Annotated in this window: 16 protein-coding genes and 1 pseudogene; 9 read left to right on the top strand and 8 right to left on the bottom strand. The window is 52.6% G+C overall.

Annotation, left to right across the window (positions count from 1 at the left end):
• The first annotated feature begins 444 nt into the window (after window positions 1-444).
• Window positions 445-1,883: pseudogene (locus SH668x_RS15080) on the top strand (cation:proton antiporter domain-containing protein).
• Between the two features lie 304 nt (window positions 1,884-2,187).
• Here SH668x_RS15080 and SH668x_RS15075 read toward each other — a convergent pair.
• The 3 genes from SH668x_RS15075 to SH668x_RS15065 all read right to left on the bottom strand — a co-directional run bounded on the left by SH668x_RS15075 (window position 2,188) and on the right by SH668x_RS15065 (window position 3,832).
• Window positions 2,188-2,676, bottom strand: coding sequence for a hypothetical protein (locus tag SH668x_RS15075; protein WP_437185892.1), 489 nt, complete (start codon window positions 2,674-2,676; stop codon window positions 2,188-2,190).
• A 150-nt stretch (window positions 2,677-2,826) separates the two neighbouring features.
• Window positions 2,827-3,471, bottom strand: coding sequence for a DUF1559 family PulG-like putative transporter (locus SH668x_RS15070; protein ID WP_437185891.1), 645 nt, complete (start codon window positions 3,469-3,471; stop codon window positions 2,827-2,829).
• Between the two features lie 7 nt (window positions 3,472-3,478).
• The gene (locus SH668x_RS15065; RefSeq protein ID WP_437185890.1) at window positions 3,479-3,832 is read right to left on the bottom strand and encodes a type II secretion system protein; all 354 of its coding nucleotides are present in this window, start codon (window positions 3,830-3,832) and stop codon (window positions 3,479-3,481) included.
• A gap of 742 nt (window positions 3,833-4,574) precedes the next feature.
• Between SH668x_RS15065 and SH668x_RS15060 the strand changes: the two genes are divergently transcribed.
• Both SH668x_RS15060 and SH668x_RS15055 read left to right on the top strand, forming a co-directional pair.
• The gene (locus SH668x_RS15060) at window positions 4,575-4,718 is read left to right on the top strand and encodes a hypothetical protein (protein WP_437185889.1); all 144 of its coding nucleotides are present in this window, start codon (window positions 4,575-4,577) and stop codon (window positions 4,716-4,718) included.
• A 110-nt stretch (window positions 4,719-4,828) separates the two neighbouring features.
• Window positions 4,829-5,005, top strand: a complete 177-nt coding sequence (locus SH668x_RS15055; RefSeq protein ID WP_437185888.1) for a hypothetical protein — start codon at window positions 4,829-4,831, stop codon at window positions 5,003-5,005.
• 580 nt (window positions 5,006-5,585) lie between these two features.
• Here the strand turns inward: SH668x_RS15055 and SH668x_RS15050 are convergent.
• The gene (locus SH668x_RS15050; RefSeq protein ID WP_437185887.1) at window positions 5,586-6,860 is read right to left on the bottom strand and encodes an acyltransferase family protein; all 1,275 of its coding nucleotides are present in this window, start codon (window positions 6,858-6,860) and stop codon (window positions 5,586-5,588) included.
• A 255-nt stretch (window positions 6,861-7,115) separates the two neighbouring features.
• On the opposite strand from SH668x_RS15050, the gene SH668x_RS15045 reads away from it, so the two are divergent.
• On the top strand, window positions 7,116-7,781 hold the full coding sequence (locus SH668x_RS15045; RefSeq protein WP_437185886.1) for a 3-keto-disaccharide hydrolase: 666 nt from the start codon (window positions 7,116-7,118) through the stop codon (window positions 7,779-7,781).
• A 218-nt stretch (window positions 7,782-7,999) separates the two neighbouring features.
• Here SH668x_RS15045 and SH668x_RS15040 read toward each other — a convergent pair whose 3' ends face one another.
• Entirely contained in the window at window positions 8,000-9,004 is a 1,005-nt protein-coding gene (locus SH668x_RS15040) for a hypothetical protein (protein WP_437185885.1), read from the bottom strand.
• A gap of 497 nt (window positions 9,005-9,501) precedes the next feature.
• Between SH668x_RS15040 and SH668x_RS15035 the strand changes: the two genes are divergently transcribed.
• From SH668x_RS15035 to SH668x_RS15025, 3 genes are all read left to right on the top strand, one after another.
• On the top strand, window positions 9,502-11,454 hold the full coding sequence (locus SH668x_RS15035; protein WP_437185884.1) for a hypothetical protein: 1,953 nt from the start codon (window positions 9,502-9,504) through the stop codon (window positions 11,452-11,454).
• A gap of 219 nt (window positions 11,455-11,673) precedes the next feature.
• Window positions 11,674-13,071, top strand: coding sequence for a serine/threonine protein kinase (locus tag SH668x_RS15030; RefSeq protein WP_437185883.1), 1,398 nt, complete (start codon window positions 11,674-11,676; stop codon window positions 13,069-13,071).
• Window positions 13,072-13,360: 289 nt separating this feature from the next.
• Window positions 13,361-13,882, top strand: coding sequence for a thioredoxin family protein (locus SH668x_RS15025; RefSeq protein WP_437185882.1), 522 nt, complete (start codon window positions 13,361-13,363; stop codon window positions 13,880-13,882).
• On the opposite strand, the gene SH668x_RS15020 is transcribed toward SH668x_RS15025, so the two are convergent.
• Window positions 13,857-15,209 (bottom strand): ABC transporter permease, encoded by a 1,353-nt coding sequence (locus tag SH668x_RS15020; protein ID WP_437185881.1) that lies wholly within the window; start codon window positions 15,207-15,209, stop codon window positions 13,857-13,859. The two genes, SH668x_RS15025 and SH668x_RS15020, sit on opposite strands and share 26 nt — an antisense overlap.
• Window positions 15,210-15,522: 313 nt before the next feature.
• Window positions 15,523-16,818 carry an ATP-binding protein gene (locus SH668x_RS15015; RefSeq protein ID WP_437185880.1) on the bottom strand — a complete coding sequence of 432 codons (1,296 nt, stop codon included), beginning with the start codon at window positions 16,816-16,818 and terminating at the stop codon, window positions 15,523-15,525.
• Between the two features lie 30 nt (window positions 16,819-16,848).
• Between SH668x_RS15015 and SH668x_RS15010 the strand changes: the two genes are divergently transcribed.
• Together SH668x_RS15010 and SH668x_RS15005 are read left to right on the top strand one after the other, a co-directional pair.
• Complete coding sequence (locus tag SH668x_RS15010; RefSeq protein WP_437185879.1) at window positions 16,849-17,205, top strand: 2Fe-2S iron-sulfur cluster-binding protein; 357 nt, start codon at window positions 16,849-16,851, stop codon at window positions 17,203-17,205.
• Between the two features lie 171 nt (window positions 17,206-17,376).
• Window positions 17,377-18,840, top strand: a complete 1,464-nt coding sequence (locus tag SH668x_RS15005; protein ID WP_437185878.1) for an FAD-binding oxidoreductase — start codon at window positions 17,377-17,379, stop codon at window positions 18,838-18,840.
• A 326-nt stretch (window positions 18,841-19,166) separates the two neighbouring features.
• Here the strand turns inward: SH668x_RS15005 and SH668x_RS15000 are convergent, their stop codons facing one another.
• A complete protein-coding gene (locus tag SH668x_RS15000) occupies window positions 19,167-19,514 on the bottom strand; it encodes a hypothetical protein (protein ID WP_437185877.1) in 348 nt (115 codons plus the stop codon).
• Window positions 19,515-19,734 lie beyond the last annotated feature (220 nt).

Genomic DNA, 19,734 nt, shown 5'->3' with positions numbered 1-19,734 from the left:
AAATTGGGGTGTTCGAGACGATCGGTTCTGTCCGATCAGTCCGAATACTCTCCGCTGCGGACCGCGCTTTGTGCGCAAGCGGCGACACCTGACGGGTTATGGCGGAAGCCATTTCGCGAAGACCTGTCGATGAGATTCGCAGCACGTATCGCAGTCAGAGATCGCTATTGATTTTCAATGTTCTTCCGGTCAGAGCGGACTGTGCGACGAAACATTTCGATTCAATGGGCTGAACAATTCGTATGATGTTATTCTCAATGATTACAGATTTGTTATGCTCTTGATTTTAGGCGTCGCAACGTCTAATGGGTGAACGTTAGTTGTCGGAACGGGTAATGTCATTCAGCTGTGACTGGAGAAATTCAACACGCGATGGTATCAGCCCACCGAACTGCGGGAGTGCCGACGTCCATCTGGGCCAAATCGGACTGAGGAATATCCGCGATGTCGGATCATCTTACTCATCAAAAATCGCGGTGGGGGCAGTACTGCGGAATCGCGTTGTATCTGCTTCTCATTGCGGGCGGCGTGGGAATCGTCCTCTGGGTCAGATCGATTGGCCTCGGCTTGAGTGCTCCTCCTACCCCGGAAGAAGCGATTCGATTCGGGCATGCCAGCACGCAAAAAGTGGATGTCGTACTCCACGTTTTAATGACACTCATTTCAGTGATTTGTCTGGGAATTGTCCTCGCACGATGTTGCCGTTACGTCGGGCAACCGCCGGTAATCGGCGAAATCATCGCCGGGATTGTTCTCGGCCCGTCGGTGTTAGGTGCGATCTCACCCACAGCGATGCACACATTGATCCCGTCGCCAGTCGACGATCCCTCCGGTCAGGTGTCTGCTGCGATTCGGGCAATTTCACAACTCGGTGTTTTCCTCTACATGTTTGTCGTGGGGTTGCACCTTGATGCGAATCGGATTGCGCGAAAATTCCATGCAGCAGTCGCCGTATCATACGCGAGCATCTTGTTCCCGTTCGTCCTCGGGTCAGCACTCGCTCTCTGGTTGTATCCGATATTCTCTTGTGAGGAAGTTCCCTTCACAAGTTTCGCTCTATTCAAGGGGATCGCGATGTCGATTACCGCTTTCCCGTTCTTGCTCGCATCCTGACAGATCGTAAATTAGAAATCGGCAGCGTGGCTCTCGGCTGTGCTGCCGCGGATGATGTCACAGCATGGTGCTTACTCGCGATCGTCATTGGCATCGCGCGGTCAAATATAACAGCCGCGATCTGGGTCATCGGAGGAGCCATCGTGTTCATCGCCGCAATGTTTCTTGTCGTGCGACCAATCATTGACGCATTGGTTCGAAGATCTTGTCAAAGCGGAACTGAAAATTCCGCCTCGTTACTTCCAATCGTGACGTTGGGTGTTCTGGTCGCCTCGATGATGACCGAAATGATCGGAATTCATGCCATCTTTGGCGCATTTCTGCTCGGCGTGCTGATTCCCCACGATGGTCAGGTTGCCAGAGAATTCTCAAGTAAAACGCAGGACTTGATCACAACGCTGCTGCTCCCTGCGTTCTTCGCATTCAGCGGGATGCGGACGCAAATTCAACTCGTGAGTGGCTACGAAAGCTGGTCGTGGTGCGGAGTCATCATCCTCGCAGCGACACTTGGAAAGTTCGGAGGAACGTTCATCGCTGCGAGGCTAACCGGCTTGAACTGGGGTGACTCGGCAGTACTTGGGACGCTCATGAATACGAGGGGATTGATGGAACTGATCGTCCTGAATATCGGACTCGATCTAGGCGTGCTCAGTCCGGAACTCTTCGCGATGATGGTTCTCATGGCGCTGGTCACCACAGCCGCAACGTCACCCATCCTCGCCCGGTTGATGACACCCAATACCTCAGTCGCTTCTACGTATTCAACCTGATCCCTACTTGTTGGGTTTCTTGCGATTCAGTAGGACGAATATGAGAGACTTGGGGCGCCCGCACATGCGAACATCAGATGAAATTCTTCGCGAAAACGCCCATTCTCTTCCTCAGCCAGGGCATGTTTCCCATTCAAAGTAAGGCCTGTGCGTCACGAGTATTGAGCTGAGTTCGGGGATTGTCACGGGCACGATGACAGCATTACGACACGCTTAGTGCCGTTGGTAGCAGGCGAAACAAAAAATCCCTGCCAGGCATGGATAAGCCGCAGCAGGGATCTCGCAATTTTGAGAGTTTATTCGGCTACTCTTCGTCGGAGCGACCAGCTTTGATTGCGTCGCCAGCTTTCGCTGCGTTCATCGTTTCCTCCATCTTCGATGTCGTGGTCAGCGGACCTGCTTTGGGGTCCAAGGCCATCGATACCTGATTTCCATCAAGAGCATCGACGTTGATCTTGAGTGGAGACTTGCTGATGTCGCGATAAATGCGTGGGAATGGGCGGGGCGGCTTTCCAAGGTCCACACCAACCGCCACGCGGTACTGTCCACTTGGTAGACCATCACCGGGGGCGTAAGTCGTGAACGTCACTTTCCCGCTCTCGTCAACGTTCCCCATAGCGGAACGCTTTCCCTGTTCAAGAGCAATCAGTTGAAGCGTGGTTGGGCCAAACGGAGTCCCACCCATCGTCAGTGTTCCATCAGCCTTGTAAACCTTGACTTTACCATCGCCACCACATCCAACGGCGAGGCTCAGAATCGCCATGCCGAAAGCTGTGAAGATAAATTTTCGCATCGAACCCTCAATATTGAACTACAACTCGACCTGTTGTTACGGCAGACGAATTAGACCCTGATGGATCGGCGGAGAAGTGGACTCCCTTCAATATGAGGCAGCCTCACTTCTCCGGTCCGACTATTTGTGGAGTGAACGAGAAATCCGCTCTTAGAATTCACCAACAACTTCACCGTTTTGGTGTGTGTTGAGAGCGTTCCAAACCATCCAGTCGAGATTCTGATTGACGAAGCGGACAGCTCCATCTGCCATCAGCACCTGAACACCGCCAACGTGCAAGCTGGTTGCTCCGGGCCAATTCGTATTGATGCCGTACTCTGCAGTAAAGTAGGGAGCCAAGAGGTGCGGTGCTGCTCGGAACCAGGCATCAGGTGATGTCGGAGTGCTGCCGTCTGGCCACACGAAATCGCGCCCCTGCAGGTCCATCCCACCCTGATGCTGGACTTTGTGGAAGGAACCAGCGATGAACGCTGCACGGAACACGGCGTCTCCACCACCTCCACGTGGCTTACCTGCACCGTTGATGCGAATTCCGATTCCGGGATTATTGGCATATCCGGTGGAGTTCACTTCTGCGACAGCAATCGTATTCGACGTACCGTCTGTGATGCTGGCGATTCTGGCGTTCCGCTGCGGTGCAAACACGCCTCCTGCGTAGACGTCAGCGTTGTTCGTTCCTCCACGAGACCACCAGTCATTACCTGATGCCGAGGCATAGCAGGTGATCGCACAACCATGAGACTGGCCGGGCGCAACGAGTTGTTGCGGATCGGATGGGCAGATGAGCCCTGGCACTGCTTTGTCAATAAACGATTGCCCCCAGGCAGGTAGGGAGAAGTTGATTGTGTTGTAGATGAGGTGCCTGATCCATGAAAGGGAGGATCGCACCAACCCATGTGTGATGGTAAGCCTGATTGGCGGTGCCATTCCAGAAGCCGTAAATCGCCCCCTGAGGGAACATGAGGGAATTGTCATGGTAGTTGTGGAGCGCAAGCCCGATCTGTTTCAAATTGTTTTTGCACTGTGTGCGGCGGGCAGCCTCACGGGCCTGCTGAACAGCTGGCAGGAGCAGAGAGACGAGGACTGCAATGATGGCGATGACGACCAGCAGCTCAATAAGTGTGAATGCTGATCTCCTACGGCGAATCGATGTCATGAGAAGCTTCCTTGGGGACGGTTACGTTCAGAATGAAATGAACTTGAGATGGATCAGAAAATGGGCTAGCGAACAACTCGATAAGTTCACGCACGCTGTGTGAACTCAATAGTAAATTGCACTGAATGGAATTGAAGAAATGACTCGATTTTCGCAACTGATCGAACGGAGGTGCGACGAACCTGAACGATAAACTCAATCATCCCTAGTGACTTACGTCCACCACGATATCGGCATCTGTGAATGCGAATCTCATCAAGGTAAGCGAATCTGTAACTTTGTCAAATGCATTTTCGAATTCTGATCTGTTCGCTGGGTTTTCTTTTTGGTGACGTGTATTTTCCGGTGGCGTGCGCCGAAGCCTCCAGGAGTGGTCACGCACCCGTTCAGTAGCTGCCATTGATGGCAAACTAATCCTTTATGAACGACATTCCTTTGTTGCCATTCTCTGAAGTCAGCCTGACAGTCGAGGGGGAGCCCGAAGTCTTAAAACGACAGCGCCTCACCTTCACTCCAATTCATCCGAGACGCACTGCGGCCAACAAGTCAGATGGTTCCGGATGCCCTACTCGACGTAGTGGAGGTCGGCATCGCTTCGGCGGACCAACCTGTTCGTGTCGGTGAGCCTGGTGCAGCGTAGAAGCGGTTCGACCGTTAGTGTCGCAACGGAATCCGGGTGACGTTCGCTAAGGAAACTCTGTTTCCTCCATCAAGATCGGTGGAGTGACGAGGTCGTAAACGAGTGTGGAATTTTCTCGGACGACTTTCTTATCGTGAAGAACAGGCTGCTCCACGAAATACATCCAAGGGTCATTGCCGCGTCGGTCATTCTGCGGTACTTGATGCGAGTGGCCTGCGAGACTTCACTCCTCAAGATGGAGTTTAGGTCGTCAACAGAGTGGACTTCGAAAGTCTTCTTAAACCCACTTCTGAGGGGGCTTCCATTTGTGGACAGAGTCTCCACAGAGAACGTGCCGAAGCAAGCTGAATTGAACCATGCGAGAACAACTATTCTTGAAATCCTCACTCTACGAGCAGCGAGTGGAGCATGTGTTCATTGCCGAGGTTCTGCAGAAAGCCTGGGGTCCACATGGAACGACCAGCGAGGTCGATGCCTTTGGGTGCCATCTTGTGCTGGAATGCCAGAATCTCCTGCGTTCTGTTCAACGGTAAGACAACATTGCAGAAGGTGAACACGGGATTTCGAGAAGAACCAAGGCGGTGTGTCGTCTGGCTGATACGCGATGAAGATCCTGTCACTCATCGCATGAAGCTTCAATATTTGTTTTTCGGAGGTCTTCCTGGAGATCCTCTCCCGTCGCTTGATCTCTTTCAAGTCGGAAGACACACCAAGGCGTCAATGGCAGGAATTAAGGCAGAGCGGCCTTCTATTCGAGTTGTGCGCGAAAGGCACTTTGAGTCCCTGTTCACGACTTCCGATGCGATTTAAAGACTGTTTGGTTTGACCCGTCTCCAACGTCTTCAGATCTTCTGTAAGATGCTAACAGCCTGTTGAAATACGGTTCATTATTGCTGATCGGTTGGATTGGGTGTGGGCGGTCCGAAGTTTTAATCGGCAGTAACGGAAGGGGCTGGCTGTCGGCATCCAGAACACCTGCTGCCGCGATTGTTCCCGCTTCCCCTCGCCATCGAACTCCCCACCCGGAATCCTCGTTCCGTAACTGCCAGCAGTCTACGAGCCCCGTCAAGTACTCTGAGAGATTTTCAACGGGCTGCTAGCAGCGAACTCTCCTTAGGCTGCTTTTTCAGCGGGCGGTGCGAACTGACGATCGGCGGTGGTACCGCGAACCTTCGTCGAGCCATTCAGCATTCGACCGATCCAAGTGCGGCGAACGAGGAACTCGTATGTCACCAGACAGATCGCGAGGCCACCAGTCGTGGTGATGAGAAACTTCAGTGCCGGAGAAATCGGGCTGAATAACAAATCGACCTGAATGATCGCCACGGCTGGGTGATGGAACAGATAGATCCAGAATGACGCTTCAGCTAAGTACTTCACTGTAGCTGGGATTCTCGTCAGGTGGAGCATCAGTGCCCCGCCAAACAGCCCCGTCGACATCAGCAAGTTGTAGCTCGCAAACAGATAGGGAAGTGCGGCGTTTTCGACTTCTGTCGGGGATGTCTGCAGGTGATATCGCAGCTGTGGCCACATTAAGAAGAACACCCCGCACGCCAAAACGATTCGCATCGCTGCCTTGCGCAGCGCGGCCTTGGTTTTTTGCTTGGAGTGTTCAACCTGTGGCCAAAACCAACCCATAGTGAACGGGACAGCGTAGAAGAGAACGTTTTCCCAGAATGGAAGCCAACCGTGCCGAAATCCGATGACGATTGTCGGTTCGATGTAGAGCACGCTCCCAATAAACAAAATCCCAGCCACGAGCACCACGGTGCTAGATCCATTGAGCGACTGGATCGCCCTGTTTGGAGTCCGGTACTGCTGCCGGGGTGATCGCTTGGCAAATGCCAGGATCACACATGCGAGAGCGCTGTAAAGCAAAACATACTGGAGGTACCACAAGTGTGAGAATCCATGCAGTGCATCCCCGAGCTCCCCGTCGATTTTTACAGCGAGGAGATCCTTCATTCTGATCAGGTCACTCGAAACCCAGCCTAACATCCACGTATACAATGAGAGTGGTAACACGAAGGCGCAGGCGAAGAGAAAGGGGAGCCCCACTCTCGCCAATCGATTTTTGAGAAACTTGTTAGGACCCCTCTGGGAATAAAGTTGAGCCCCAAAGTATCCGCTCATCAGAAAGAAAATCGGCATGATGAAGCCATCCACGCTCCAGCCGATCAAATTCACGAGATCCGATTTTTCGCTCGGTTCGATGGCCCACCGCAAGAGTGGCATCGGGTCGGACATGTAGGGAATCGCAGCGTGTAAGGCGACGACAAGAACAGCGGCACATGCACGGAGGTAGTCGAGTCCCAGAATTCTGGGGCCACGCTGGGTCGAATCAGAGCTGGGGAGTGAAACGACCCCCTGTTGAGTTCCGTTTAGCATGCAAAACCTATTGCGATTCCCATCCAATGAGATCGTCCACAAACGCGATACTATAGCGAATCGGTTACCATGTGACGAGTTGTGAGGGATTTCCCAGTGAATCGAAGCGAATTTTCCTAAAGGGATCTCTCTGTAGCTGGAATCAGCTCAAAGCTGTTCCCACAATGAAATTGCAAAAGCTCCTAGAGAGTTCAGCTGTGAATGATGGAGAGTTTCGATGAGAAGTTTTCTTCTCGTACGACGGAGTTTATGTCAATGAAAATTTTCAGTCTGAGCTTGTCGTTATTGGTGTTCGTGATGTCAGGCTGTGGAGGCGGTCAACCGCCCGCTCCGCCTGCTCCTGCACCAACAGTCGAAAAGACGGAACCAAAATTCGAAGTGCTGACTCTGAAGGACTTTACTCCGTTCATGGCTGATGAGGGGACTTGGGGAGAAGAGGAAGGAGAAATTCACTGTACAGGAATCCCCAAAGGGTACCTGTATTCCAAAAGCAGCTATCGAAATTACACGCTGAAGTGTGAAATCCAGTTTCCAGTCGCAGAAACCGATGGCGTGAAGCCAGTGAAATACAACACTGGGGTCCTGTTGGGGATTCAGGAACCGCACAAGGTCTGGCCAGCGTCGATCGAAGTTCAAGGGAGAGTGGACTCGATCGGATCGATCGTTGCCAACGGCGGCGTCCCTGCGCTGACCATCTCTGACAAACCAGACGTGCGCGAAGCGATCCGAAAACCGGTTGGAGAGTGGAATGCATTTGAAATCAATGTGAAAGAGGGGGCCGTTGTCGCGTCGCTCAATGGAAGCGTGATCTGCAGAAGCGAGCCAACTTACATTTTGACTGGGGCAATTGGGTTTCAGGCCGAGGGCAATCCAGTGAACATTCGCAATGTGCAAATTCTCGTTGATTCGCCGGCGCCTTAGCGGTCTGCGAGTGAAGAGGTGCCACCGGCGAGAATGCGGTACAGCAGGTCAGAAAGAACGCAGGATGATCTACCGCGTGACCTGTTCGAGGCGCCATCCAGTGTAGCCAGGCGAACACTCACTCTCTCGGAGGTACGTCGCAGGGACACTGAAGCGTTGATGCGTGAGCGAGTTCCGATTCTGTTCATAGAATCGCCACATGTTTCACGACAAGTGAATTAGAGGGACGTCTTTTTGACAGTCGAAATCTGATAAACTGGCTTTCCGAACTGGTCTTTGACAACGTTGTCAACCTGCCCGTGAATCACAACGGTATCCCCGTCTTTCAGGGAATAAAGCTGTGAGTTTTCTGCGAGTGAGAAGTGTCCGCCCCAGCGATCATCTTCACTAGGCTTGTCGTTGTAAGTGATGCTCCAGGTCCCTTCGATCGGATCTTTGCTGACGATTCCTCTCAACCATTGAAAATGGCCATCATTTCCGAAGGTGGATTCTTGGTCGCTGACAACTTTGTTTGTTTCCACGTCCCAGCTTGGCTCAGCAGGGGCAGGTGTTTCAAACGGATTGGTGTTGCTCGTAGAGGACTTCGCTGGACCTTCTTGCACCACTGGAAGCTCGAAGGTCGTCGACTCTTCTGGCGCGAAGCTGCTGATCGGAGCAGGTGTGGTGCTTAGGACGGGAGCGGACCCCACGAGTGGAGTTGCGAACTCGGTTTCTTGAGACTCGAGTTCTGACTCTGACGTCAGGTCAATATCCGAAGATCGAAGCGCCCGGGATGTTTCCATAAGCTGCTTGGACGGCGTCGGCTGATTATAAGCTGCCTGCTGAATGCTCGTCGGCTGACTTGAATACAGCCCTTTATTCTGTGGAATGTTATAGGTGGAACCCGGTGGATAATAAGGGTTTGGAGTCTGCGGATTCGTCGTTCCGGGAGTTGGATTCGGGTTATACGTTGGAGCGTTGCTTCCATTGTCCGGAATCGGGGTGAGGCCACCTTGAGGGTAGGTTGTTGTGCCCCCCTGAGGATAGACGCCCGGAGTGTAGGGCTGTCCCGGCTGTAATGTTGAGATTGGAGCCTGTTGGTACTGAATCGTTCCGGGGTATGGAGTCGCAGACGGAGCTCCGGAGTATCCATATGGCTGCGAATACATGTGATAGCAGCCAGACGCCACCGTCAGGTAGCAGGCTGTCAACATGACATAGGTACATGCGACCGGTCGAAACATGACCAACCTCGGTCTTACAGGAAAGGGAACACTGGAGGTGATCCCAGGGGAGTAGGCAATTTAAGTTTCATGCACCCGATCTACGAATTTCGAAACATCGAGGGTCATGGAATCCAACAGCACAGGGATGACTCTGCGAGGACGATCTGGAGTTTTGAACCTCCGAAATCGACCGGCACAAATTGCACTCTGTATGCGGGATTTGCTCGTGGTCGGCAGAACGTGCCGATCGTGCAAGCGCGGGGAGTATAAGGATGTGGCAGGATGTGTAAAGGTCTGTTTTTGCGGTCAAGTACCGCGTTTCGTGCGAAAATCCGCGGAAAATGAGGTCTTATCTGCCGTTGAAGCCGGGATTTCCGGGCTCGAATGAGTCTTGACCGTGGGACATCTCTATGGGAGAAGCTACGTCCCATCCTGGAATTTTCATCACCTTCCCTCTCGTTGCAGTGCAGCCGTCCTGGTTCACTGATGCAACATTGAACAGTCTCGGATTCACCATGAGCCGTCGCTCTCATTTGATCGTAGCTCTCGCATTCGGCGTTTCTATTACTCCGGGTTGCTCAGGCTTATTCACGAAACGTGCGATCGAACGATTCTCCCAAAGCATGGAAGCGCAGGATCTCGACAAGCTCAAGGTGTCGACGTCCGACTCTTTCGGGCAGCGAGCGTTACGCCAGGATGATTCCGCCAAGGGACTCAAATTATTGAAGCTCCCGGTCGGAAAGGTTGAGATCATATCCGTCACGGAAATGGGGGACGGCAGGCGCAAAGCCATCGTTAAAGTGGGCGAAAAGGAGAAAGCAAAGGAGCTGGAGTATATCCTCGTCAAAGATACCACCGGTAAAGGCTGGGTCGTTGACGACGTGATCATGATTCAGGACTCTGGCAACGGGGAGATCGTCGAGCGATCAGTCACGGAACAAATGGATCTCCTGTTGACCTGCCGCGAGATGCTCATCAGTTGGCGAGGTAAGGAGATGGAGGAGAAACTCGCCTATTGCGATCCGTCCATGAAAGCCACCCTGACGCCATTGCCTGCTGAATGGCTGAATCAGATGTTTAAGGAGATTGCAGGGCCAGGGACGCAGAGTTCATTCAAGCCAGAGGCCCGTCTCAAGGGAGATGCAGCAACGGTCGTTGTTCCGCATCCACAGGGAAATCTTTTCCTGTCGATGAAGTTGCGGGATGACAAATGGATGCTGAGTGATTTGGGAATCGAGCCCAAGTCCAAAGAGTCGACCGGAATTCGCAGCCTGAATAACATGGTCACAGCCTTGGACCAATCGGCCAAGTTCCTCAAAGCGTATCAAGGCGAAGATCGAGCGGCCCTTGAAACGTTCTCTACAAAGCACTTCTTTACGAATTGCCTGTCCGGAGCGGAGTACTCCGAAATCTCACTGCCCGTCGAAGAACTCATCGCGGGCGGGTACGAAGCACGGCAATATACCGATGGAACGAATTCAATTAAGCGCGTGGAGTTGTTGTTGAATCACAACTCCGAGACGTTCATGCTGACCCTGCGTGAAGAAGAGCTTCCCAAAGACGAAGCTGGCCGGTCCAAGACCGAAATGCGTGTCGATGAAGTCACGATTTTTGAACAGGGCTCCAAAGACGTCAAACGCATGTCGAGCGTCTTCCTGTCGCATGCCATTGTGCATGCATATCTCGATGCATTGATTCAGCGAAACTGCCAGCGGCTTCGTGAAATCTCCTCGACCGATTTCAATGATCGTGTCTGGAATCGGGCAGAGTCCTCTCACTTTGCGGTCATGCGTGACCCGCACCTGGAGAAAGCCGACCCTGAAATTATCTCAACCAATTTCCGTGGGGATGTTTCCGAGGTGACCTTGATTCTCGGTGAAACCCCGATGACTCTGGTGCTGAATCAGGCCAATGGCTGGATGGTCGTCGATGACGTTCTCCTGCCGGCACTGGATCGACCGACTTCCTTGAAGACAAATCTCGAAGCGTTCTTAACGGTTCATGCTTTCGCTACGTCGGTCCACAAACGTGATATGAACGGCTTGCTCCGCTTCTCGGCGGATGGGTTGGATCGCATTGTCTGGAGGCAACTCGCTGAAGTACCGGATCTCACGCAGCAAGTGGTTCGACCCTTGCTGAGCGAGGTTGTGTCTCTGGATGTTCAGGACACCATGACAACCGTGAAAACAAGCAATGGCGATGTGATCGCTGAGGTAAAACTCGTGCGAGAAGGAACGAGCTACGTTGTCCACGATGTCTGCCTGACGTCTGCTTCAGATTCGCAACAACAGTTCTACCTGCTTCAATCGTTGCGGCAGATGATCGCTGCGGGGCAGTTGGGGCCAGCGAATAAGAAGACTGGGCAGATTGTGCCTGTCAAAGGTGTCATGCCAAACTTTTCGCAAGTGAAACATGCAGATTTTGAACCAATTGAACCCGAGGTCTACTCTACAAACCAAGTCGAATAATTCGATTTCGGGAGCGCTCGATACTGCAGTAGTCTGTCGAAAATGTGCTATCATTTACTCTGTTCTCTCGGCGATCACCTTTGACGCTTGGGGATGATTCGACCTATATTCAACTGTACAGCAATCAACTCCGACCGGTGTCAGTGGTTCGCAGTGCTGTACAGACCGATATGTGTCGCGAGCACGCTTTGCCTATTCTCACTGCACCCCCAAAAAAATATGAGTGCTGATTTCTCACCTCCAGATCAATCGACCGGCGAGAGTCCGACTGGAGACCTGAGTCGCATTGGACGTTACACCATTTCCAAGCGGCTTGGTGCAGGGGGGATGGGAATTGTTTATCTCGCCGTTGATTCTGAGTTGAAGCGGGATGTGGCTCTCAAGGTTCTTGCAAAGGATCGAGCCAATAATCCGATTCTGGTCAGACGCTTTAAGTCCGAAGGTCAGGCGGCTGCGTTGCTGCAGCACAAGAACATCGTCAGCGTTTACGAGGCTGGACAGGATAACGGATATTTGTTTCTCGCCCTCGAATTCGTCGAGGGAATTGACCTATTGGAATGGGTCAATCGGCGCGGACCCATTTCAGTGAAGCGATCGATCGAGATTATCCGACAGGCTGCCGAAGCGTTGCAGCATGCCTATGAACGCAACATTGTCCATCGTGATATCAAGCCATCCAATCTGATGATTTCGAAGGATGGAACCGTCAAACTGACCGACATGGGGCTTGCTCGCTCGATCGATGAAACCCTCGACACGACGATCACCCGGGATGGGACGACTGTTGGAACCGTCGACTACATGGCTCCGGAACAGGCGAGTAACAGCAAAGCCGCTGATATTCGCAGCGACATCTATTCATTGGGATGCACTTGGTTTCACCTTCTTGTTGGGCGACCTCCTTATCCTGAAGGAAGCGTTACGAACAAGATTTCCGCACACATCTCGAGTCCTATTCCCGACCCATCCTCGCTCAATCCGAATGTGACCGAAGCGGTCGTGGCCATCATCCATCGCATGATGGCAAAGAAAAAAGAGCAACGGTATCAGACGCCGGCGGAGTTGCTTGAGGATCTCAACAACCCCACGCTTCGAAACACACAGGGCCTTCCTAATCTGCTCGACATGTTTGGGGATGATGTGATCGGCGATGAAGAGGGGAACTTTTTGTCTCCCACGTTGGAGACCAAGAACCTGGCGGTTGTTCCAGCTATTGAGCCTGTCGCTGGTCAAAAAAGAAGTACGTCCGCTCCAAGGAAAAAATCAAAACTCCCGCAGCAAAAGACCCGCGAATTGCCCGCTCGTCCGGAAGCGGCGCAACGCGGTGAGTCTCTGTCGGCTGAGTTCAAAAAACCTCTTCCACGGCTCAATCGCAACGGCAGTTCGAGTGATGGCGCAAGAAACGTCCCGTGGGGGCTGATTTCTTTAGGGGCGATTGTGATTGTACTGGCACTGGTTCTGCGATTCGTCGTGCGATCTTATAGCGTGATCCCTGCTGGGGGCGATCCGTACATTCCATATGTCGATCCGATTCAGGGGTCAACTGACACTTCTTCCGTTCAGTCTTCTAAGCTGCAATCGGATTCACGGCCCGCCGCCGAGGGTGTCGCTGAGTAACGCGTGCAGACGCGATTCGGCGTGGGATCTCGCTTTTCGATCCCAGCCTTTCGTGCGGGCCATGTTCTGGTTCGTCGGAAGTCGAGTACTGCTCCATTCTGCAATCAGGCTTGGTATTCACGATTCGGCGGATTTGTCGTAGGCGAATGAATTCCGAGTTTCTCTGCGGATTCCCGGACATGTCGTTGACCTGCTTCGGTAATTGCGGTCACAATTCATATGCGAGGCCTCCAGCTGCCTGACGACTGGTCGTCGTATTGCCGGCGACACAACTTGTGATTGGTGTGAAATGGAACGCAAGATTCTTGTGATTGCAGGTTTATGCGTCGCGGCGATGCTCATCTATGTGAGTCTGAAGCCTGTGGGAGGATCAAGAACATCCAGCCTGGACCACCTCTCTGCCGTGGATGCTCGCGATCCTTGGTTCACGGAAAACGTCCTGAAGAACCCGAAAACTGTGCTCGTCGATTTCACTGCGACATGGTGTGGGTACTGCCGGCAACTCGAACCGATTCTTAAGAAGGTCGGTGATAAGTACAGCGAACAGTTGGATGTCATTCAGGTCGATGTTGATGATCACCAAAAAGTCGCAACAGCTTACGAAGTGAGCGGAATCCCACTCATGATGGTTTTTCGGAATGGTAAGGTCGTCGGCGTTGCTGCCGGAATGATGGCACAGGACGAAGTTGAAAAACTGGTTGCCCCGCACATTCGACCCGAACGTGTGGACGATGCTGCCCCTGAGACATCGGAGGATTCGCAGGAATCTGGCAATTCTTCAATCGTTACACATGTCGTAGAGCTTCAATAGGATCGAGCTTCGCTGCGGCCTGCGCTGGGTAAACACCGAAGACCAGTCCGGTGAAAACCGAAAACCCAAATGCGACGGGGAGGCTCCAGATCGCAATTTTCGGTGTCATCTCCAAGAACATCCGTCCCATGTCAGACATGTTGGCAATCGAAGAAGATTCCAGCATGTAATTCATGACGAAGTATTTGATCCCCCAGAACGCAAATGGTGTACTTAAACCGAGTGCCATTCCGATCAATCCGCCTGTTCCTGAAAGCACGATTGTCTCGAGCAGGAACTGTTGGGTGATGTCTTTGCGCCGTGCGCCAAGGGCTCGCCGGATTCCGATCTCACGGGTGCGTTCGGTGACCGTCGCCAACATGATGTTCATAATGCCGATCCCGCCGACGAGAAGGCTGATGCCAGCAATTGATCCAAGCACGACGTTGAAAATATTTCTGAGTTGGTCTGCCTGTTTCTTGAGTTCCAATGGAACGACAACGGAATAATCCCGTTTGCTGCCATGTGTTTTCTGCAGTGTCTCGTTCACCACTTCCGATGTCGCAATCACATCGTCGATGCTCCTGACATTCAACGTGATCTGGTCGTAGACCACTGACTCGGCCGACATCGATCCGGAAGTTCTTTTGATGATCTTGTCATTTGTGTTGATGCGAGATTGGAACGTAGAAAGTGGAAGATACACGTCGTTGTTGTAATCTTGGCCGGACAAACTTCCACCAACAGCAGCGGATGCGGTTCTCTCCTTGGTGATTCCGACGACGAGATAGGGACTTCCACGGACCTGCACGCTCTTTCCGATTGCATGTTCACGTGGGAATAATTCGAGGGCAGCCTGTGATCCGAGAACAACGACGTTCGAAAGTGTTCGTTCATCCTGCTCTGAGATAAAACGTCCGAACGCCATGTCGAGATGATTCATCTCTTTGTAGCCGGGTGTACATCCGACAACGCGGGCGTTCAAGGTCCATTTGAGATTTCGGACGTCAAGAACCACTTCCCGCACCGGAATGATTGCGGAAACCGTTGAGAGTGTCTTCGAGAGAATCTGATGATCTTCTCTGGTCAGTCCGTAACGCAGGATCTGAGTATTCGAGTTCCCCGCTGCCGCATCGTCAGGAGGCTTCACACTCGTGACAATGATATTCGTTGCCCCGAGCTTCAGAATCTGTTCCTGAGCTTGTTGGCTTGCACCTTCCCCGATCGCGAGCATGGCGATTACGGAGAAAACCCCGAAGACGATTCCCAACATCGTCAGCCCGGAGCGTAACTTGTGTAATAACAAGCTCTTCAGGGCTAAACTCACGGTGCGGATGAAGCGTGACATGCAATTCTACAGAATTTGAAGGGGGCGGTGGGAGTCTGGGGAGCTTGCTGCAAAAATTCGGGAACGAGTCCGATCAGTGATTCAACCCCGTTCAAGTCAGAGTGTTTCGCGAATCACGCGATGCCTCATGGGGGATTAAAGGCAGTTCGTCTCTTTGTCGGTCAGTTTGTTCGAAGAGCATCGCCAGATCACTTCGATCTTACGAGATTCACATGAGACCTTAGTCTTCGTGTGACGTTCAATCAATCAACACTCTTGTATCTCTTCCGGACTGGGCGGTTTTCTGGTCTGAATAAAAAAGTCATCCGGATAATCAGGACCAGTCACGACTGGCTCGATACAAATCTTTCCAACCATCCCGTTCCTTAACGATGGTCTGCAGATATTCCTGCCAGACGATTTGGTCCTGTACCGGATCTTTCACAACCGTTGTCACGAGGGCTGGCACCAGATCGCTGGCGTTGAGCGTTCCGTCGCCATAGTAAGCGGCCATTGCCATGCCACTTGAAATGACTGAGATTGCTTCCGCTGTTGAGAGCGTGCCGCTGGGGGTTTTCAATCGCGACTTGCCATCGATGCTCAGACCATTGCGAAGTTCCCTGAAAATTGTCACCACCCGGCGGATCTCTTCGAGTGCTGGTTTTTCGGCGGGGAGTTCCAGTGCTCGTCCAAGTTGAGCCGCTCTCGACTGGACGATTTCCACCTCATCTTCGAGGGAATCGGGCAGGGGGAGCACGACAGTGTTGAATCGCCGCATCAGCGCACTTGAAAGTTCGTTCACACCCTTGTCACGATTATTCGCGGTGGCGATGACGTTGAAACCTCTTGTCGCCTGAATTTCGGTATTGAGTTCGGGAACCGGGAGCGTCTTTTCTGAGAGGATGGTAATCAGTGTGTCTTGGACTTCTGTCGGAATACGGGTCAGTTCTTCGACTCGAACGACACGGCCATGTTGCATTCCATGCAGCATCGGGCTTTCCACGAGTGCTGCTGGAGATGGACCTTCCGCAATCAGGCGAGCATAGTTCCAACCATAGCGTAGGGCGGTCTCATCGGTCCCGGCAGTTCCTTGAATGAGGAGTGTTGATGTTCCCGATACAGCAGCGGCGAGATGTTCGGAGACCCAGGTTTTCGCTGTTCCGGGGACTCCGTATAGGAGCAGCGCCCGATCCGTCGCCAGTGTCGCGATGGCGATTTCGATCAGACGAGGCTGGCCGACGTATTTTGCGGAAATAGCTGTTCCATCCGGAAGCGTTCCACCCAAAATGTACGTTTTGATTGCCCAAGGGGAGAGTTTCCAGCCGTTGGGCTTTTGCCGATCGTCATTGTGAGCGAGAGCTTCAAGCTCGTGTGCGTACTCCTGCTCCGCGTGCTGACGCAAGACATCCTGTACGGGTTGAGCTGACGTCTGAATTGCAGTGTTCAAGTGATCGACTTTCTCGAGTGTCGTTTCAGGGACCAATGGCGTACTTCCCTGAGGAACATCATGAATGAGTGCCCCTTCTGGAGCAATGCAATGGAGGGAGAGACTCGCTCCCCGCTGAGACTCAATGTCGACATGCTGTCTCTGCTTGTCGTCTTCAGGTGCGCATGAAATACTTTGAAACATTCGCAAACCCGATGAACTTGAGGACGACAGATGCCAAAATTGACCGTAGAAAATGTAGGGGAGTTTGACGTTCCAGCGGGCAAGCGATTGGTTCTCGCATTGAAGGAAGATGCCGGAATTGATCAGCTGCACGCATGCGGCGGCGGCGCTCGTTGCACAACCTGCAAAGTCGAATTCATCAGCGGTGAGCCTGTAGAGATCACAGTTGCAGAGAAGAATGTTCTGGCGGCCAAAGGACTTTCTGGTGTTCGACTCAGCTGTCAGATCGCCTGCAACGAAGACATGAGTGTTCGTGCAATTTCCCGTTTTGAGGGAAGTGGCCGGAAGGACTGCGGCGGCCAGCCAGCGGTCGACATTCAGCCAGCGCCCGAATGGACCCAAATTTAGCCTAAGTTCGCTTTTTGATCAGAATGTGAACGATCGAAGTCCCGGATTTTCTCTCCGGGACTTTTTTATATTCAGCACGATTTGCGCAAAAAACCTCAGATGTGTTTGGCTGTGATTCATCGCAACATCGTTTACACTTCTCACTTCCCTGACTTTTCGAGCGAGTGAGCGATGACGATTACAACCAGTTCTGTGTCAGCACCAGCCAGTTTGATCAAAGGACTCGCAAATCTGTTGGGGCGAGAGGCGGTGTTGTCGACACAAGATGAGATGCTGGTCTACGAGTGCGACGGCTACATCGTTGAAAAGCAGGTTCCGGACATCGTTGTTTTTCCAAAAACGACTGAAGATGTCGTTCAGATCGTTCGCCTTTGTAACGAGTTCAAGGTGCCGTTTGTTCCTCGGGGAGCGGGGACCAGTCTGGCAGGGGGAACTCTTCCCGTCGGCGGCGGAGTCATGATCTGCACGTCGATGATGAAGGAAATCCTTGAGATCAACGTCGCGGATCGCTACGCGGTGACGCAACCGGGAACCGTGAATGTTCACCTGACTCAGAAGCTCAAAGGAACCGGATTTCATTTTGCCCCAGACCCCTCGTCGCAAGGTGCCTGCACGCTTGGAGGAAATGTCGCGACGAATTCAGGAGGCCCGCACACTCTCAAATACGGTGTGACGGTGAATCACATTCTGGGGCTGGAAGTAGTTCTTCCATCCGGGGAAGTGGTCGTAATGGGGGGGCCTTGTGCCGATGAGCCCGGATACGACCTGACGGGGCTGTTTGTCGGGAGTGAAGGGACCTTTGGGATCTGCACGAAGATCTGGGTCAAATTGACTCGAGACACATCTGCGGTCCGCACGATGCTCGGGATTTTTGAAACAGTCAATCAAGCAACGGAGGCGATCAGCGGCATTATCGCTGCTGGAATTATCCCGGCCGCTTTAGAGATGATGGATCAGGGAATTATCGGGGCGGTTGAAGCCGCTTTTCATTTCGGTTTTCCCTTGGATGCCGGCGCTGTCCTGCTGATAGAAGTTGATGGCTTGGAAGTGGGTGTCGATGAAGAGGCAAAGAATATCGTCGAAATCTGCAAATCCTTCGGAGCCAGAGAAATTCGTTCTGCAAACACGCCAGCAGAACGACTTCTTCTTTGGAAATGCCGCAAACAGGCCTTCGGAGCAATTGGGCGACTCTCCCCGAGTTTCTGCACTCAGGACGGGGTTGTTCCTCGCACCAAGTTGCCGGACATTCTGAGCTTCATTCAGGAGACCGAAAAGAAATTCGACCTGCGCATTCTGAACATATTCCATGCGGGGGATGGAAATATCCATCCGATTCTCATGTTCGATGAGCGAAACGTGGAGCAGATGCAGCGTGTGATCGAAGCAGGAGAAGAGATTCTCCGGAAGTGCATCGAATTGGGGGGAAGTGTCACCGGCGAGCACGGAATCGGCGTGGAAAAAGTCAGCCTGATGCCGGAGCTATTCAATCCTGTGGATTTGAAGGTGATGGAAGAAATTCGTCACGTGTTCAATCCGGAAAATTGTTGCAGTCCACGGAAGATGCTGCCGACTGCTGGAGGCTGCGGTATGGAGCACATCATCAAGAAGAAACCGGGTCGCCAGGCTGCGATGTAGGCAGCGAAGAGTATGCAGCGATGACAGGATGTCTTGAATACGTTGCCTCCGAGCGAGGGCGTGCTGTCTCCAGAAATTGAGTGTCTGTCCAATAAAAAAGCCTGCGAGATATTCATCTCGCAGGCTTTCCCCTGATTCAGGGGATTGATCATTACTCTCAAACAATAGCCCAGTTTCATTCGGCCAGAATGCGGTCAGCTTCGCGAAGATTCCCTCCCAATCGCTCCACTGGCGTCGTCCTCTGTGAGAGTCAATGAAGTCCCTGATTGACTCTCGTGAGTTTCCCGGCCGATCGGTGCCCGTTTGCTGGGGCACTGATAACGGGGTTATTTGTTCAGATTTTCGAAAGTGGTGGTCGGTGGAGCAACTTTGCGGTAGCCCAGATCGCGAACCACTTCCAGTACTTCGCTCCATGTGGGGAACTGGCGTCCACTGCGGCGCTTGTAATCGTCCATTGCTCGCATGAACTCGACTTCGTCTGGTTTGTAATCTCGCTCGCAAGTCGTTGGGTCGATCTGGCGGCGACGTTCAACCTTACGGCGGTCGCTGACGCGCGTTTCCTTGACAGGTTTTTGTTCTGTCAATGTTGTTCTGCGCTCGACACCGGTGCTGCGACGTTCTTTATAGCGTCGGCTTGGGCGAATCTCGCTGGTTGAGATGACTTCATCAATCATGAATCAGACTCCTGTGGGGCTTGGGAGGGGAACCATGCCGCAATGTCCAGGTTGGGGCGGACAAAGTCGGTCTTTTCAAAAAACACTCCATCGCCCTAACAATGCCCTCTGTTTTCGCGTCGTGCGGGATGGGTTTAGAAAAATACGTAAGTAATCGGCATACTCTGCAGATCAAATTCTGGTTGTAACGGTTGTGAGCGCTCTTGCATTAGGTTGCGTG

This window comes from Planctomicrobium mucosum, assembly GCF_051466335.1.
Classification (GTDB): Bacteria; Planctomycetota; Planctomycetia; order Planctomycetales; family Planctomycetaceae; genus Planctomicrobium.
This window is presented reverse-complemented; position numbering and strand designations above follow the sequence as displayed.